Origin of the sequence: Carboxylicivirga longa, assembly GCF_050589825.1 — a bacterium.
GTDB lineage: Bacteria > Bacteroidota > Bacteroidia > Bacteroidales > Marinilabiliaceae > Carboxylicivirga > Carboxylicivirga longa.
On sequence record NZ_JBNGOZ010000001.1, the window covers coordinates 452,874 to 470,208 of the forward strand.

16 protein-coding genes are annotated in these 17,335 nt (G+C 43.8%); 12 read left to right on the forward strand and 4 right to left on the reverse strand.

Features of this window, described 5'->3' with window-relative positions; translation table 11 throughout:
* The first annotated feature begins 5 nt into the window (after positions 1-5).
* From pnuC to ACRD7A_RS01750, 5 genes are all read left to right on the forward strand, one after another.
* Positions 6-614, forward strand: coding sequence for a nicotinamide riboside transporter PnuC (pnuC, locus tag ACRD7A_RS01730; protein ID WP_430809614.1), 609 nt, complete (start codon positions 6-8; stop codon positions 612-614).
* On the forward strand, positions 604-1,149 hold the full coding sequence (locus ACRD7A_RS01735; RefSeq protein ID WP_430809615.1) for an AAA family ATPase: 546 nt from the start codon (positions 604-606) through the stop codon (positions 1,147-1,149). The genes pnuC and ACRD7A_RS01735 overlap by 11 nt, the downstream gene beginning before the upstream one ends.
* The gene (locus tag ACRD7A_RS01740) at positions 1,142-2,065 is read left to right on the forward strand and encodes a serine O-acetyltransferase (protein WP_430809616.1); all 924 of its coding nucleotides are present in this window, start codon (positions 1,142-1,144) and stop codon (positions 2,063-2,065) included. The genes ACRD7A_RS01735 and ACRD7A_RS01740 overlap by 8 nt, the downstream gene beginning before the upstream one ends.
* Positions 2,066-2,220: 155 nt before the next feature.
* Positions 2,221-2,769 carry a SiaB family protein kinase gene (locus ACRD7A_RS01745; RefSeq protein WP_430809617.1) on the forward strand — a complete coding sequence of 183 codons (549 nt, stop codon included), beginning with the start codon at positions 2,221-2,223 and terminating at the stop codon, positions 2,767-2,769.
* A gap of 16 nt (positions 2,770-2,785) precedes the next feature.
* Positions 2,786-3,166, forward strand: coding sequence for a DUF1987 domain-containing protein (locus ACRD7A_RS01750; RefSeq protein WP_430809618.1), 381 nt, complete (start codon positions 2,786-2,788; stop codon positions 3,164-3,166).
* A gap of 45 nt (positions 3,167-3,211) precedes the next feature.
* Here ACRD7A_RS01750 and ACRD7A_RS01755 read toward each other — a convergent pair whose 3' ends face one another.
* Both ACRD7A_RS01755 and ACRD7A_RS01760 read right to left on the reverse strand, forming a co-directional pair.
* Positions 3,212-6,298, reverse strand: a complete 3,087-nt coding sequence (locus ACRD7A_RS01755) for an ATP-binding cassette domain-containing protein (RefSeq protein WP_430809619.1) — start codon at positions 6,296-6,298, stop codon at positions 3,212-3,214.
* Positions 6,299-6,354: 56 nt separating this feature from the next.
* Positions 6,355-6,789: a hypothetical protein gene (locus tag ACRD7A_RS01760; protein WP_430809620.1), complete on the reverse strand. Its 435-nt coding sequence runs from the start codon at positions 6,787-6,789 to the stop codon at positions 6,355-6,357.
* A 274-nt stretch (positions 6,790-7,063) separates the two neighbouring features.
* On the opposite strand from ACRD7A_RS01760, the gene ACRD7A_RS01765 reads away from it, so the two are divergent.
* A complete protein-coding gene (locus ACRD7A_RS01765) occupies positions 7,064-9,196 on the forward strand; it encodes a S9 family peptidase (RefSeq protein ID WP_430809621.1) in 2,133 nt (710 codons plus the stop codon).
* A 92-nt stretch (positions 9,197-9,288) separates the two neighbouring features.
* Here the strand turns inward: ACRD7A_RS01765 and ACRD7A_RS01770 are convergent, their stop codons facing one another.
* Both ACRD7A_RS01770 and ACRD7A_RS01775 read right to left on the reverse strand, forming a co-directional pair.
* The gene (locus ACRD7A_RS01770; protein ID WP_430809622.1) at positions 9,289-9,615 is read right to left on the reverse strand and encodes an STAS domain-containing protein; all 327 of its coding nucleotides are present in this window, start codon (positions 9,613-9,615) and stop codon (positions 9,289-9,291) included.
* 11 nt (positions 9,616-9,626) lie between these two features.
* Positions 9,627-10,091: an Hpt domain-containing protein gene (locus ACRD7A_RS01775; RefSeq protein ID WP_430809623.1), complete on the reverse strand. Its 465-nt coding sequence runs from the start codon at positions 10,089-10,091 to the stop codon at positions 9,627-9,629.
* Positions 10,092-10,344: 253 nt separating this feature from the next.
* Between ACRD7A_RS01775 and gcvT the strand changes: the two genes are divergently transcribed.
* The 6 genes from gcvT to ACRD7A_RS01805 all read left to right on the forward strand — a co-directional run bounded on the left by gcvT (position 10,345) and on the right by ACRD7A_RS01805 (position 17,028).
* Entirely contained in the window at positions 10,345-11,427 is a 1,083-nt protein-coding gene (gcvT, locus tag ACRD7A_RS01780) for a glycine cleavage system aminomethyltransferase GcvT (RefSeq protein ID WP_430809624.1), read from the forward strand.
* 107 nt (positions 11,428-11,534) lie between these two features.
* On the forward strand, positions 11,535-12,605 hold the full coding sequence (gene serC / locus ACRD7A_RS01785) for a 3-phosphoserine/phosphohydroxythreonine transaminase (RefSeq protein WP_430809625.1): 1,071 nt from the start codon (positions 11,535-11,537) through the stop codon (positions 12,603-12,605).
* Positions 12,606-12,673: 68 nt separating this feature from the next.
* Positions 12,674-13,597 (forward strand): 3-phosphoglycerate dehydrogenase, encoded by a 924-nt coding sequence (locus tag ACRD7A_RS01790; RefSeq protein ID WP_430809626.1) that lies wholly within the window; start codon positions 12,674-12,676, stop codon positions 13,595-13,597.
* A 257-nt stretch (positions 13,598-13,854) separates the two neighbouring features.
* Positions 13,855-15,111 (forward strand): DUF1015 domain-containing protein, encoded by a 1,257-nt coding sequence (locus tag ACRD7A_RS01795; protein ID WP_430809627.1) that lies wholly within the window; start codon positions 13,855-13,857, stop codon positions 15,109-15,111.
* A gap of 150 nt (positions 15,112-15,261) precedes the next feature.
* Positions 15,262-15,933 carry a YggS family pyridoxal phosphate-dependent enzyme gene (locus ACRD7A_RS01800; protein WP_430809628.1) on the forward strand — a complete coding sequence of 224 codons (672 nt, stop codon included), beginning with the start codon at positions 15,262-15,264 and terminating at the stop codon, positions 15,931-15,933.
* A 108-nt stretch (positions 15,934-16,041) separates the two neighbouring features.
* On the forward strand, positions 16,042-17,028 hold the full coding sequence (locus ACRD7A_RS01805) for a dihydroorotate dehydrogenase-like protein (protein ID WP_430809629.1): 987 nt from the start codon (positions 16,042-16,044) through the stop codon (positions 17,026-17,028).
* Positions 17,029-17,335 lie beyond the last annotated feature (307 nt).

Here is a 17,335-nt window from a genome sequence, read left to right on the forward strand (position 1 = left end):
TGTTCATGAGTGAATTAATAAGTCAGTATGGTCTTGAGGTAACGGGTACTGTGGCCTCTCTTGTTTATCTTTTTTATTCAATCCGTGAAAAAGTATGGCTGTGGCCCTGGGGTATCGTTGCCTCGGCGGTTTCGCTGCTGGTATTTTATCAGTCGGCGCTATATGCCGATATGGGTTTGCAGTTCTATTATGTGTCCATCAGTGCCTATGGCTGGTGGTACTGGATGAGTGGGCAGCCCGGAAAAGGCGCTTCCGATGTGCCGATCAGGCCTGTGGGTGGCCGTTTATTGCTTAAGCTACTGTTGATTGGTACAGCCATTTATCTGGTGCTGCTGTGGGCCTTATTAAAGCTACCGGCCATGGTGCATATTGCCAGCTCAGATATGCCATATCTGGATGCCTTTACAACGGCCGCATCGGTTATTGCTACCTGGATGCTGGCTCGTAAGTATCTTCATCACTGGTTGTTTTGGATTGTGGTTGATCTGGTTTCCATGGGGATGTATATTTACAAAGGCTTGTATTTTTATAGTTTCCTGTTTTTGGTCTATACCATTGGTGCCGCAATGGGTTATTTCGAGTGGAAACGCAATATGAAACGCGATGCAGTATAACCGTCCCTATGTCATTGTTTTTACCGGACCCGAGTCAACGGCCAAGTCCACGGTGTCTAAAGCGGTGGCGCATCAGCTGAATGCATTCTGGGTGCCCGAGCATGCCCGTACCTATGTGGAAGGTTTAAACCGTTCCTATACTTTTGATGATGTGGAAGCCATTGCCAAGCTCCAGAAAGAAGCTTATGAAGAGGCCTTGCGAAGCAAAAAGGAGGTGATCGTTTTTGATACCTTTTTGATCATCACCAAAATATGGATGAAGGAGGTGTATGGTGAGGTGCCTCAATGGATTGATGCTTTCTTGCAATCCATGCATGTGGATTTGCACCTCTTGTGTTATCCGGATATTGACTGGGTGGATGATGGGGTGCGCGAGAACAAGGATAAGCGTCATTATTTGTATGCCTGTTACGAGCAGGAATTGAAGCATTATGGTTTTGATTATGCCCTTGTACGGGGCCAGGGAGAAGCACGGCGAGATGCCGCTTTACAGCATATTTATCAACACCTAAAGATAGTAGCCAGTTATGGGTAAACAAGATTTTGAAAGGATAAAAACGGCCATTGATGCTTTGTCAAGGGAAGAGAGTTTTAAAGGTGTATGTCATCCTCATTTCAAGGATCACAAAATGCCGTCGATTCAGGCACTGGAGCAAATTGTGTCGCTTTCGCGCAAAATCCTGTTTCCGGGATATTTTGGTGACAGCTCCATACGCCCCGATAGCCTGCGTTATTATATCGGTGTGAATACTGAAAATTTATTTTCCCTGCTGGCCGATCAAATATTTGCGGGTCTGTGTTTTGTGTGTGATACACCGGAATCATTCGACCTGAATGAGCGCCGTCAGGTAGCCCATGACTATGCCGGACAATTTATTGAGGAGCTGCCTGAGATACGGCGTATGCTGGTGACTGATGTGGAAGCCGCTTACCTGGGCGATCCTGCAGCCCAAAGTAAGGGAGAAGTTATATTCTGTTATCCGGCCATCCGTGCTATTACGAATTACCGCATAGCGCACGCTCTACTGCGCATCGGAGTACCACTTATTCCCCGTATGATCAGCGAGATGGCACACTCCGAGACAGGAATTGATATTCATCCACGCGCCACCATTGGCACTTATTTTAGCATTGACCATGGCACCGGTGTGGTCATTGGTGCCACTTCCATTATTGGCAATAATGTTAAGCTGTTTCAGGGAGTTACCCTCGGAGCCAAAAGCTTTCCTTTGGATGGGGACGGGAATCCGATTAAGGGTATTCCGCGCCATCCTATCATAGAAGACAATGTGATTATCTACGCCCAGGCAACTATCCTGGGGCGCATTACCGTAGGTGCTAATGCAGTGATTGGGGGCAACGTATGGGTGACCAATACGGTGCCTGCCGGTACGAAAATAGTACAGTTTAAGCACCGCGATCTGTTGTTTAACGAAGGTACAGGCATCTGATAAATCGCCTGAAATAAGGTTTTTATCAGCATTTCTACTGTCTTTACCAAATATGTATATCAATTAAACGATTTATGCCGTATTTAATGTAAACTTGCGAGAAATCGGAAGAAATCATAATTTTTATATATTTGTAGGCAATTAGACCAATTGAAATGGCTTTTGAATTAAAAAATTGGTATTTAGAGAAGAAGCAAGGCGATGTTATACTAGAATATAACGGCAGTATTACGCCGGAAGTTATTGCGGAGGCTTTGGAATCGATAGAGAAGAGTTTGAACCTGAAAAATGAAAAAAATCGCGTTCGAAAAAAAGTATATAATGTTTTTATAGAGAGTTTGCAGAATTTGTATCATCATGTTGATTATCCTCCGGTTTCGGCTCAGGTTGAGCAGAGTCCACGCTTTGGAATTATCATACTGAGCAAGGATGGTACTTTTTACCGTATTTCAACGGGCAATTTTGTAAAAAAAGAAAAATTAAATTACATTAAGGATCGTATTGATCAGGTTAATTCCCTGTCCGACGAAGAAGTTCGTATGTTATACAGGGATATTTTAAATAACGATGAGTATTCTGATAAAGGCGGGGGAGGCCTGGGGATGCTTGATATTGTTAGGAAAACAGGCAATAAGTTAGAGTATTATTTTTATCAATTTGATGATGAATACATCTTTTTCTCGCTAGATGTATACATTAGTTAACTGCATAGCTACGAGTATGGAAACAATAATTCGTGAGGGAAGTCCTAAAACACCTTTTGTAAGGCTGGACGGAGAGAAAGGAGTGGTTGAAATAAAGGGCCGCTCTATTCCTGAAAATTCTGTTGAGTTTTACAAGCCAATCATCGACTGGCTGGAGAAGTTTGGTGATTCACCGTCAGATGAAACCAATGTAAATATTCAGTTGGAGTATTTTAACACCAGTTCGTCAAAATGTATCCTGGATATTTTCAAACGCCTTGAGCTGATTCATAAAAAGGGTCATCCGGTGGAGATCAACTGGTATTACGAAGAAGATGATGAAGATATGTTTGAGGCTGGTGAGGATTATCAGTCAATTATCAATATTCCCTTTAAAATGATTGAGATGGAAGAATAATACGCCGAATAATATTTGAAAAAGGCTGGGTGACCGTTGTGTTGCTCAGCCTTTTTTCTTGTCCTTAAAGTACCAACCAGCCTTTGTTTTGGCAGAGAAGAGGGCTGGCAGTGCCCGCAGGTAAAGTGTTGCAAACAAAAAGAGGTTGATCAGCCATATAACAATGGCATTGGCGGTAAAAGTGCTGAGGTGGTGCTGGCCGATGCGCTTTGTGGGCGATATAAAATGTGCCCTTAAACATTTGCTTTGCGGATCCTGATAGATAGGATCCATCTTTTGCCACAGCTCCCCATTGTACTCAATAATCTTATTGGAGAAAAAATTATTGGAGTTGGTAACAAAGCGCTCCAGGTCGGCATTGTGATGCTTGTTTTTATTGGCAATAAATGCACGGCGTTCAGCATCTGTTTTTGTCATTTCCTTAATCTTATCATCCAGCTGCTGATCCGATTGATTATACAGTGCCTTATAGTAATTTTTTAAGGTTTCGATATAGTCAAAGGCGGCTGTCAGATCCTCATCGCCCAGTGCCTTCGTGGGTAATAGTACCTTATCAGCAACCCGCCCCGGATAGAGTGTGTGGTGCTTTTCAATTTCTTTGTTAAACAAGTGTAGCGAGTAGTTGCGACGCTCTGTAATGCTGTCATTGTCCAATGTTTTGTTGTTGGCAATGCTTTGAAGATGATTGTATAAGGCTGGTATCCAAAAGTCCTTCCGGTACTTGGCCTGGCTTTTTAATTTTTCGTAGGGATAAAAAGTTTTGCCATAGGCATTGTTGGTAAATTGCTCTACGGCAAGGGCTTCAAAAGCCCAACGGGCGGTTATTATTTCGCCATATAAAGGTATTTTTTCCGGGCTCGATAGTCTTGGGTTGAGGCGATCGAAGCTGATAAATACCCCGCTTAAAATAAGTTGGGGGATGATAAGGAATGGGATGGATATGTAAATATTAACGGTTTTCTTAAAGGTATCGGAAATGTTAAGTCCCAAAATGTTGGCAAATACCGAGCAGCTAAAGAGGATGAACCAGTATTGCAGGAACATGCCATGCAAATCGATAATGGTGTTGCCAATGAGTACAAACAGTGCCGACTGTATGGCGGATATACCACATAGGATAAATAGTTTGGATAGCAGGTAGCTGAGGCGGCTGAGGTTCAGGAAAGACTCACGCCGTTTGATCTTTCGATCGTTAATAATCTCTTCAGCACTGACTGTAAGGCCCACAAAAAGCGCGATTATAACCGCAATAATGATATAAACCGTAACATTCGGATTCTTCGAAAAATGATAGATGGCTGCCTTGCTTTGATCCACATCGTAGTAGCGTATGATGCTGGCCAGTAGTAGTGCTAATACAGGTGTTTCCAGTAGGTTGATAAGTAAATACTGGGTGTTGGCCAGCTTCGAGGCGATATCACGCTTCATAAAAATCCAAAGCTGCTTCAGTCGTTTGGGTATCTGAAAACTTACTTTGGGCAGCGTGTTGTGTTCCGATGGAGTGGGTTCGTGAGCTTCCCATCCCTCATGAAATAGCTGATACCACTCATGAGGGGCGATGCGACGCGTTTGTGTGAAGTTACCATATTCGTCCAGCACCTGGGAGTTAACAATGTTTAGCACCTGTTCCACATTTACATTACCGCAGGTGGGGCATTCGCTTTCATCGCGGTTGGCATGGTTGATGCACGCCTTAAAGTAATTCACACTTTCCACCGGGTCGCCGTTGTAGATCAGGTAGCCACCTGTGTCGAGCACAATCAACTGATTAAACATCTTAAATATATCGGACGATGGCTGATGAATCACCACAAATACCAGCTTTCCCTTAATGGACAATTCTTTGAGCAGGTCGATAATATTGTCCGAGTCACGCGATGATAAACCGGAGGTGGGCTCGTCCAGAAAGAGGATAGACGGCTCACGAATAAGCTCCAGGGCGATGTTAAGTCGTTTGCGTTGTCCACCGCTTATCTTCTTATTCAGTGGGCTACCCACCTTCATAAATCGTATCTCGTAAAGTCCCAGCGATTGCAATAGCTTTAGTACTTTGCGCTTTATTTGGTATTCCGGCAGGTTATCAAAGCAAAGGCAGGCGTTGTAATACAGGTTTTCGTAAACGGTTAAGTCCTCCATTAGCAAATCGTCCTGCGCCACATAGCCTATAAGGCCTTTGGTCCGATCCAGGTTGTTGTGTACATCAATATCGTTGATGTAAACGTGACCGTTGCTGGGCTTGTTGATACCGCTCAATACATTCACCAGTGTGCTTTTACCGGCGCCGCTGGAGCCCATGATGCCCACTAACTTACCCGATTTGGAGGCAAAGGAAGTTTTGTGCAGGCCAATGGCACGTTTGCTAAAATAATACTCTACGTTTTCGCAGCGAAAGTCAATTTCATTCCCAGCGTTATCGCGCACAAACTGACTGAAAATATCACTGTAGAAAATGGTGTTTATGAGCTTATTGCGCAGTGAGCTGCCAGGATTCAGTATCTGAACGCGCCCCTCGTTAATCAGCTGGCCATTCATGCTTAAATCCATGTAGCCCTTAAAGCGAAAGGCAAAAAGATTGACTGATTGCAGGTGGATCACACGCAGCTCGCCTTTCAGGTTTTCCCAATACAGATGCTTTACATTGGCAGGGGGTATGGGATTGCTGTTGACAAGGAGTATATTGCCCGATTCCGGTAGCTCAGAAAAAGGACGGGTGATGAATTTTATTATGGATTGGTACTCGTCCTCAGGTAGGTTAAAGGTTTGTGCTACGGTAATGATAAATTCACGCTCGTAGTCACTCATTTCAATGTCGATATTCAGGAACTCAACTAGCTGAACCAATACAATAAGCTTCTGATAATAGGTCAGTGCCTCATTGATGCCGGTGGCTATTTTTAGTACCTTTACCGAGCTGGCAGCATGTCGCTTATGAAATTTATCCTTGTCCGATAAGCGCTGCTCATGCTCTTCCTGAAGCCGGTCGAACAGGTTAAGGTACTCATCAACAAGCTGGGAGTTCAGTTGCTGATTGAGCAATGACTTAACGATGATGCGCCGTGATTTGATCTCGGTGCGAGGAAAGGCGATGAGCGCAAATAGCTGAATCAGGGCTTTTAATATCTCTTCGCTCATACACTCATCAACTTAAGGTTTCGGTAATGCGGTAAGGCACCCTTGCTCATCGCTTTCTATGCCTCTTCAATGCTTTTAAAGCCAATCATTAGCATGGCAATGCCCGAAGTGGATTTTTCGGGGTTAAGACGTGCTTCTACGATGCATTCCACTGAGCCTTCTACCTTAAAATCCCAGGCTCCGGTAGCTTCATAATCTTCATTGGTAAACAGTAGATTGCGATCTTTGTCGTAAATGGAGAAAAGAATATTATTGTCCTGATGGCTGCACGCCACCACACGGTATAAACTGCCTGAAAAAAAGGTGGTGTGAAACTCGGCTACCTCATCGCCGGTGAGAAATGCTCTGAAAGGTTGACCGCTGGCTACAAAAGGAGATTTTAGCTGGTTGATGCAATTGCTGAATAACACATCTTCTTGCGAGTTTAATTTCAGTGGCGACGCTAGTGTAAGCAAGGCCAGTAACAAGAATAATAGCGAGTGCTTCTTCATCTTAAGGTTGTTTAATTGAGGTTTAACAGGTTCAAAATTTTCAGAAAGATATTCAAAAACTGCTAATTATTAATATCGGCGGCTCAAAAAAATTAAAAAATCATAATTATTTATGCTAATAAATCACAAAATTTTAATTTCTGTTTACCAATTTTATCTTTGTCATTGTTTAATTAACAGATTATTGCCAATTATGCGCCGCTTGAATAACGCTTGGGAGATGGACTTAATTGTGCGTGCGTAAATTATTATTATAACAATAAATAAACAAATAATGAAAAGAGCTTTCTTAATGATGGTCGCTGTTATGATGCTGGTTTCGGCAAGTGCACAGTTGACTTTAGAGGATGTGATACACGGGGGCGAATCCTTTTTTAAGTATTATCCGCGTGCCCTGAATGTGGGTTTTAAAGGAGATGCTAATTTGTTGGTACATCAGCGTCGCGATTCTGTGTTTACTCAGTCCTTCAACAGTGATGAGCAGGAGTTTTTATTTGATGTCAAACACTTGAGTGGTATTCTTGAGAAGGCCGGACATGATGCCCTGAAGCGCCTGCCGCGTTTGAGTTGGGACGATCAAAGTCATATTTCTTTTGTTACAAGTGCTGGATATTATACACTGGATGTTGCTAATGAGGAGCTAATGATGTTTGTGCCGCGTGCCGAAGGAGGTGCCAACTATGATTTAAATAAAGATGTGGCTGCCCTTGCTTATACTGTTGATAATAATTTGTATATAAATAAGGGCGAACAGGTTATTTCTGTTGCATCCGATGAAAATAACGAAGTAATTTTTGGTCATACGGTGCATCGTAACGAGTTTGGCATCAATAAAGGAACTTTCTGGTCGCCCAATGGTGAGTGCCTGGCATTTTACCGCGAGGATAACACCATGGTTACGGATTATCCATTGGTGGATGTGGATCAGCGGGTGGCTAAGCTTGAGAATATCAAATATCCTATGGCTGGTATGGAGAGTCATCAGGTTACCGTAGGGGTTTATAACCTGGCAAAGAAGACTACGGTATATCTGAAGACTGGCGCGCCTGAAGATCGCTTCTTCACCAATGTTTGTTGGACACCTGATAACCGCTACCTGATGATCGCAGAGCTCAACAGGGGTCAGAATCATATGCAGTTGAAAAAATATGATGCCGCAACGGGCGATTGTGTGGCTACTTTGTTTGAAGAAAAAGATGAAAGATGGACCGAGCCACAGCATCCCGCCTTGTTCATCCCCAATAAAAAAGGAGATTTTATCTGGCAAAGCATGCGCGATGGCTATAACCACCTCTACGTCTATGGTATTGATGGTAAGCTAAAGAAGCAGTTGACGCAAGGCGATTGGGAAGTGACCAATGTGCTTGGCTTCGATAAGGCAGCGAAAAATTTGTTCATCGAAACTACCCGGGAAAGTGCTATAGAGCGGCACGTGTATAAACTTAGTCTGGCATCGGGTAAGATGGTGCGCATCACGCGTGAGCCCGGTGTGCATCGTGTTCAGGTCAGCAAGGATGGTCGCTATGCACTAACCACTTTTTCATCTCTCGATGTGCCTTCCAAAACTAACCTTAACGACACACGAGGACGTCATATTCGTACTTTGCAAACGGTGGATAATCCCTATAAAGACATTGAGACCGGCAAGGTTGAGTTGCTGAAGCTCAAAACCAAAGACGGACAGTTCGATTTGAATGCCCGCATGGTGTTGCCCGTGAACTTTGATCCGCAAAAGAAATATCCTGTGATTGTGTATGTGTATGGCGGACCGCATTCGCAGATGGTGCAAAACCGTTGGCTGGGTGGTGCACGCGGATGGCAGCTGTACATGGCCCAACAGGGATATATTGCATTTACGCTTGATAACCGGGGGACCGCAAACCGTGGCAAGGAATTCGCTCAGGCCATTCATCGTCAGCTGGGGCAGGCTGAGGTGGAAGATCAGATGCAAGGCATTGCCTACTTGAAGTCATTGCCTTATGTGGATGCCGGACGTATTGGCGTGCATGGCTGGAGCTATGGTGGTTTTATGACCATTTCAATGATGACGCAGCATCCCGAGGTATTTAAAGTAGGAGTAGCCGGCGGACCGGTTATCGACTGGAAATACTATGAAATTATGTACGGCGAGCGCTACATGGATACGCCGGAGGAAAATCCGGAAGGCTATGAGCAGGCCAATCTGACTACCAAGGTGGATCAGCTGGAGGGGCGTCTGCTGGTTATTCACGGTGCCATCGACCCGGTGGTGGTGTGGCAGCACAGTCTGGCTTTTGTTCGGGCTTGTGTTGAAAATCGTGTGCAGCTCGATTACTTCCCGTATCCGCGGCACGAGCACAACGTGTTGGGCAAGGATCGTATTCATTTAATGGAGAAGGTGAGCCGTTATTTTGAGGACTTTTTATAACCCGCAGCATAAAATAAAAATATGCCTGACTAGCAATCGCTGGTCAGGCATATTTTTTAGGTCATAAAAAAAGCCGCTTGCGCGGCCTGGTTTTATGCTATTTGTTCTTCCGATTCGAAGATGTCAAACACATTGTCGAGTTTCATCAATTTTAACAGGCTCAGTACATCTGGTTTAATACAGCACAGCTGGAAGCTGCCATTGTTTTGTCGGGCTGTTTTAAGGGCACTGATCAGGGTGCCGATGCCCGAGCTATCGATAAAGTTAATGTTAGAAAGATTGAGTACCATTTTAGCACCATCGCCCGATATGGCTTGTGTTAAGGCTTCTTTTACCTCTTGTGCTATGGTGGCCGTTAATCTGTCGGTATCAGCCAGTGAGCCGTACATCACCCCATTCTTTTCTTTAACTTGTAACATATAATCAAATTTTAATTCTCTAATACTTTTTGTAATTCCGCCACGGCCGCATCGCAGCTTTGGTTAATGTGCTCAATAATTGATTTTACGGTTTCTTCATTTTTATGATCATTTAGCCATATCCTGCGTTCTTCAGGGTAGCTGTCAATGCTTTTTTGCAGCTGTACAAGCTCATCATTTTGTAAACCCTTACTGTTCATGGTATCAATTCTCATAAGTTTGGCCAGCAGCTCCAGGTTTTTAAGGTCTTTATTGCCCAACTCTTCCATGCCCATTGACATAACCGATGATTTGGCTTTGTGTGCCAGTGCAGCTATCTGACTCCAGTCTTTGTTCTCCAGGCCTTCAGCAAAGCCTTCTTTAAACTCCGGAATTTGCTCAATAAATATGTTTATCAGCTCTTTTATCAGTTCCCGGCTGCCATCGGTAATGCTCTCCAGGTAGCTCAGGTCAATGTGTGTATAGGGGTTTGGCATATCACTATAGGTTCAAAAGGTTTTTAAGCATAAATTACAAATTCATTAACAAATGTAAGTTTTTTTGGTTGAAAAATATCTTTCAATTCATTATTCTCTCTCTTTGCATTGATATAAATTAGGTGTTTTACCCGATAATTATCATGTTTTGTCAGGTGATTTATTTCCTACATTTGTTCAAGCGGCAAACAGCTTATTGCAGCTTGTTGGTCGGGTAAGTGAAAAGTACAATAGCATAAAAAATATAACAGTGATGAAAAGAACAGCTTTTTTCAAGTTTCATGAGTCTTTAGGAGCAAAACTCGCTCCTTTTGCCGGTTACGAGATGCCGATAGAATATTCAGGAATTAATAACGAGCATATCACAGTGCGTAATGGTGTGGGTGTATTCGATGTGTCGCACATGGGTGAGTTTTGGGTGAAAGGCCCTAAAGCTTATGAATTAGTGCAACGAATCACCAGTAACGATTTATCGGTTTTATCCATTGGTCAGGCGCAATACACATGTTTTCCCAATGGGAAAGGAGGTATTGTAGATGACTTTTTAGTGTATAAGTTCGAAGAAGAGAAATATTTGCTGGTAGTGAATGCGGCCAATATTGATAAGGACTGGGCGTGGGTGACTGCGCAAAACACCATGGGTGCCGAGTTGGAAAATGCCAGCGATGCCATCTGTCAGTTGGCCATACAGGGACCCAAAGCCGAAGCTGTTCTGCAAAAACTGACCGACATCGACCTGTCTGCCATTCCATATTATCACTTCACTACAGGTTCTTTAGCGGGTGCCGAAGAGGTGATTATTTCCAATACCGGATATACCGGATCAGGTGGTTTTGAGTTGTATATGTATAATGCCGATGCTGAAAAAGTATGGACTGCAATTTTCGAAGCGGGAGCTCCTGAGGGAATTCTCCCCATCGGGTTGGCTGCACGCGACACCTTACGTCTTGAAAAGGGATTCTGTCTCTATGGTAATGATATTGATGATACCACATCGCCCATTGAAGCTGGTTTGGGCTGGATTACGAAATTTAATGAGGAGAACGACTTTATTGACAAAGCTACTTTCCTGAAACAAAAAGAAGAGGGCGTGAGTCGTCGTTTAAAGGGTTTTGTACTGGAGGACAGAGGTATACCGCGCAAGGACTATGAAGTAGTAGATGCTAATGATGTGTGCATTGGCCGTGTTACTTCCGGCACCATGTCTCCCATGTTAAAGAAGGGTATTGGTATGGCCTATCTGAACAAGGGATACACAAAACTGGATACTGAGATTTTTATTAAAGTGCGTAATCGTAAGCTGAAAGCTAAGGTTGTAAAGATGCCATTTGTGTAATTCGTTCTATTTTTAATGGGTGTTGAAAAGATATTTTTTAATTTTAAACACTCAAACATGAATCATAACCAAAAAGTTTAATTAAGCAGTTCTAAAAATTATTAGATATGAAGATTCACAATTTTTCTGCAGGACCATCTATTTTACCTGAGTCAACAATTAAGAACTCTGCCGAGGCAGTATTAAATTTTGCCGGCACAGGCTTATCTTTATTAGAGGTATCGCACCGCGGTAAAGAATTTGTTGCTGTAATGGACGAAGCAGTTGCATTGTTTAAGGAATTATTGGACATTCCTGCCGGCTACGAAGTGGTTTTCGTAGGGGGAGGTGCCAGTACACAGTTTTGTATGGTACCCTATAACCTTATGAAGTCAAAGGCAGCGTACCTGAATACCGGTACCTGGGCCAATAAAGCACTGAAAGAAGCCAAAGGTTTTGGTGAAGTGGTTGAGGTAGCCTCGTCGAAGGATTCGGTGTATAATCACATTCCTAAAAACTATGTGGTGCCTTCAGATGCCGATTATTTCCACATCACTACCAACAATACCATCTATGGTACAGAGATAAAGAAAGACTTGGATGTGAATGTGCCGTTGGTGGCCGATATGTCGTCTGACATTTTCTCGCGCCCGGTGGATATTTCTAAGTACACCTTGATTTATGGTGGGGCACAAAAGAACCTTGCACCGGCAGGTGTTACCTTTGCCATCGTTAAGCAGGATGCACTGGGCAAGGTGGATCGTCATATCCCTACGATGCTTGACTATCGCACCCATATCGATGCCGGATCGATGTTTAATACACCTCCTGTATTCCCCGTTTTCTCAGCATTGCAAACGCTTAAGTGGCTGAAGGAACAAGGTGGTGTGGCTGCCATGGAGAAGCTGAATATCGAAAAAGCTGCTGTGCTTTATGATGAGATCGATCGTAACCGTTTATTTAAGGCTCCTGTGGCCGATTTGGAAGATCGCTCATTAATGAATATCTGCTTCATTATGAATGATGAATACAAAGAGCTGGAGAAGGAATTCTTTGATTTTGCCACGGCTCGTGGAATGAGTGGTATCAAGGGGCACCGTTCGGTGGGTGGCTTCCGCGCCTCAACTTATAACGCTATGCCAAAGTCAAGCGTTCAGGCCCTGGTGGATGCCATGAAAGAATTTGAAGCGAAGCACTAAAATTATAGAGGCTGTCCCGATGAATTTTGGGTCGCCTCTTTTTTTTTAATCACTTAATGAAAAAAACGATGAAGAAAATACTAATAGCTACCGAGAAACCCTTTGCCAAAGCTGCCATTGATGCCATTACACCGGTGGTGAAAGAGGCAGGTTACGAATTGGCTCTGCTGGAAAAATATACCGAGAAAGCGGCTTTGTTGGAGGCGGTAAAAGATGCCGATGCGCTGATTGTACGCTCTGATAAAGTGACACGCGAAGTGGTGGAAGCAGCACCTCAGCTGAAGATTGTGGTGCGTGCCGGTGCCGGATTCGATAACCTCGACCTGGCAGCCTGCACCGATCACGGTATTGTGGCCATGAATACTCCCGGTCAAAACTCCAATGCTGTAGCCGAGTTGGTGCTGGGTATGATGGTGTTTATAGCACGTAATGGTTACAATGGCACTGCGGGAACCGAGCTTCGTGGTAAAAAAATCGGTATTCATGCGTACGGCAACGTAGGGCATTATGTTGCTGAAGTTGCTAAGGGTTTTGGTATGGAAGTTTATGCCTACGATCCGTTTGTAGCTGACGAGAAGATTAAGGCTGCCGGCATTACACCCCTGGCTTCGGTTGAAGAGCTGTATGCAAGCTGCGACTATGTGTCGTTGCATATACCGGCCAATGAGCACACCAAGCAGTCGATTAATTATGATTTACTGAATAAAATGCCGCAAGGCGCTACGCTGGTGAATACAGCGCGTAAGGAAGTAATTCATGAAGAAGAAATTCTGAAGTTGATGGCTGATCGCCCTGACTTTACATATATTTCTGACATTGCACCCGATAATAAAGCCGAGTTTGAAGCTCAATTTGAAGGACGCTTTTTCTTTACTCCCAAGAAGATGGGTGCCCAAACGGCTGAGGCGAACATTAACGCCGGAGTGGCAGCTGCCCGACAAATTATCGCATTCCTTGAGAAAGGTGATGAAACCTTTCGGGTAAACAAGTAATTGGCTGTAAACGATAAACCAATTTTAAAGATAGCAGGGTGCCTCGGTACTCTGCTATTTTTTGCCCTTTATGAGCAGGCGTAATACCTGCTTTAAAACAGCAAAAATCATCTCCGACATTGACGAATGTCACCTAATTGGGAACTCCTGATTACTTACATTTGTGCCTGAGCGAATGGCTGTGAAAGGCGTGATTGAGCAACCGGCTTGGGCTCAGGACAACAATCCAAAGTTTAATCTATCAAAATAACGAGAAGATGGCAATTATCAAACCATTTAAAGGCTTACGACCACCACAAAATATTGCGCAGGATCTGGCTTGCTTACCTTATGATGTAATGAATAGCGAGGAGGCAGCGCAGATGGCGGAAGGAAAAGATTGCTCCTTACTACATATTACACGTGCCGAGATCGATTGTCCGGCCGGTACCGATATACACGCTGATGAGGTGTATGAAAAGTCTGTATCCAACTTCAAGGCCTTCCAGGAAAAAGGATGGTTGGCGCAGGACGAGGAAGCCAAATACTATATTTATGCACAAACCATGGATGGTTGCACGCAGTATGGTATTGTTGGGGCAGCAGCTTGCGAAGACTATGCCAATGGCGTCATCAAGAAGCATGAGCTGACGCGTCCGGATAAAGAGGAGGATCGCATGATATTAACACGCTACCTTGATGCTAATATAGAACCTGTATTCTTCTCTTACAAAGCAGTGCCTGAGATCGACGAAATTGTAGATCATATCGTGAAGCACCAGGCCGCTGATTATGATTTTACTGCCGAAGATGGCTTTGGTCATCACCTATGGGCCATTAACGATGCCGAAACGAATAAGCGCCTTGAGATGCTTTTTGCCGATAAGGTAGCTGCTACTTATGTGGCGGACGGACATCACCGCACCGCTGCTGCTGCACGCATTGGTGAGGAGAAAAAAGCCCAGAACCCCAACCATACAGGCAATGAGGAGTATAATTTCTTTATGGCTGTGCATTTTCCCGATAATCAGTTGAAAATTATTGATTACAATCGTGTTGTTCAGGATCTGAATGGTCTTACTCCTCAGGAGTTACTTACAAAACTGGAAGATGTGTTTGAAGTGGAGTGCATGGGCGAAGAGGAGTATCGTCCGGCCAGGTTACATGAGTTTAGTATGTACATGGAGGGCAAGTGGTATAAGCTCAATGCCAAGCCGGGAACTTACAATGATGAGGATCCTATTGGCGTATTGGATGTGACCATCCTCTCGGATCATGTGCTGGATAAGATGCTGGGTATTGAAGACTTGCGTCGTTCAACACGCATCGATTTCGTAGGTGGAATACGAGGTCTGGGTGAACTTAAAAAACGCGTAGATAGCGGTAAAATGAAAGTGGCCTTTGCCCTGTATCCGGTATCGATGCAGCAGCTTATTGATATTGCCGACACCGGGAATATAATGCCGCCCAAAACTACCTGGTTTGAGCCTAAGTTACGCTCCGGCCTTGTTATTCATAAATTAGAATCAAAATAGTCTTTGCCCAATAATCTGAGTTTACAGTTAAATAAAACACAGGTTAATAATTCAGACTAGCTAAATATCCGTTTAAGCCTCCCTTCAGCAGGAGGCTTTTTTTGTACTATAAAGGCGGTTGCTTAAATTTGTGGTTTAAAATACGAAACAATGTCAATACAAGATAATTTACAAGCCGTTAAAGAACAAGTGAATGATCGGGCCTGCCTGGTGGCGGTGTCTAAAACCAAACCCAATGCTGATGTGATGGCGGCATATGAGGCTGGTCAGCGTATTTTTGGCGAGAACAAGGTGCAGGAGCTGGTAGCTAAGTACGAAGCGCTACCCAAAGATATTGAGTGGCACATGATTGGTCATTTGCAAAGTAATAAGGTGAAATACATAGCACCTTTTGTAAGCCTGATTCATGGAGTAGACTCCGAAAAACTACTTAAGACCATTAATAAAGAGGGGAGGAAGTGTGGGCGCAGAATTCCCTGCCTGCTGCAGGTGCACATTGCCGAGGAGAGTACCAAATTTGGTTTTACACAGGCCGAGCTCATGGCGCTGCTCAACCCTACCTTCATAGAAGAGCTGGAGTTTGTAGATCTGCAGGGAGTAATGGGCATGGCTACCTTTACCGATGATGAGGCGCAGATAAGGAAGGAGTTCAGGGCACTCAAAGGGGTTTTTGATCACCTGAAGGCCTCAGTATTCGCGAATCGCGATCGTTTCTGTCAGATCAGTATGGGCATGTCGGGTGATTACCTGATTGCCATTGAGGAAGGAAGTACCATGGTGCGTGTGGGAAGCTCTATTTTTGGTGCTCGTAATTATCATTAAAACCATTCTATATAAGCCCAGGCTAAGAATAAAATACAACGGAAGCCTTGGTATGGATGACTTTTGTTTATATTTGTTCTTATCAAGATTAGAAAAATAATTACCCCGATGGCAAATTTAGAAACTAAATATCTGGGTCTTACGCTTAAGAACCCCATAATAGTCAGTAGCTGTGGCCTGACAAACAGTGTTGATAAGATTGGTGAGCTCGTGGATGCCGGTGCCGGTGCAGTCGTGCTTAAGTCGCTTTTTGAAGAGCAGATTAATCACGAGGTTAATAATATTATTTATAAGGGTTCGGGTTTTGATTATCCTGAAGCAGTAGATTATGTAAAAGGATATACCCGTGATAATTCTGTTGGAGAGTACTTAAAGCTAATCAAGCAGACCAAAGAAAAATACGATATCCCTGTTATTGCCAGTATCAACTGCTACTCGTCGGACGAATGGGTTGATTTTGCGCAGCAGATAGAAGCCGCCGGGGCGGATGCTTTAGAGTTAAATGTTTTTGTGCTAAACACCGATAAGAACAGTGAATCAGCTGCTTATGAGCAGCTTTACATTGATGTGATAAGCAATGTGAGCAAAGTTGTAAGTATTCCCGTGGCTGCCAAGTTAGGACTTTATTTCTCCAACGTGGTAAACGTGGTGAATCGTCTTTCTGTATCCGGTGCCAAAGGGGTGGTGTTGTTTAACCGCTTTTATGAGCCCGATATTGACATTAATAAGTTGTCCTTAACTGCGGCCGAGGTACTCAGTTCGCCGGCCGATATGCGCAGAACCTTGCGCTGGGTGGCCATCACTTCTGATAAAGTGCATAATATCGACATCTCGGCTTCTACCGGGGTGCATGATGGCGAGGCCGTTATTAAGCAGCTGTTGGCGGGTGCTACCAGTGTGCAAACCTGTTCAGCCGTATATAAAAATGGTCCGGAAATCATCACGGCCATGCTGGCTACCCTTAAGAATTGGATGGATGAAAAAGGCTATACTCATATCGATGAATTCAGGGGGCTGATGAATTACGGAAAGATAGAAAACCCTGCCGTATATGAAAGAGCGCAGTTTATGCGGTATTTCTCCTCTTACGAGTAGAACTAAATGAAACAAAAGATAGGCCCTGCTGATTTTTCAGTGGGGCTTTTTTGATTTATGCACCAGGGAGGTAGTTATAACAAATGATTGGCTAAGTTGAGTTACGGTTAGAAGCCAACTATTCATAACAAATTATAGTGCTGCTATATATTGTTTTCAGTGTCCCTAGCGGTAATCTGAATGTTGGTGTGTGTTTTTTAAAGTTGAAGTTCAAACCATTGGTTATCAACACTTATATACTCTATTTAAAAACAAGTTTTTAAGCCACTTTTTCCGTGGAGCCGTTAATATTTTTACCTCTTGGATC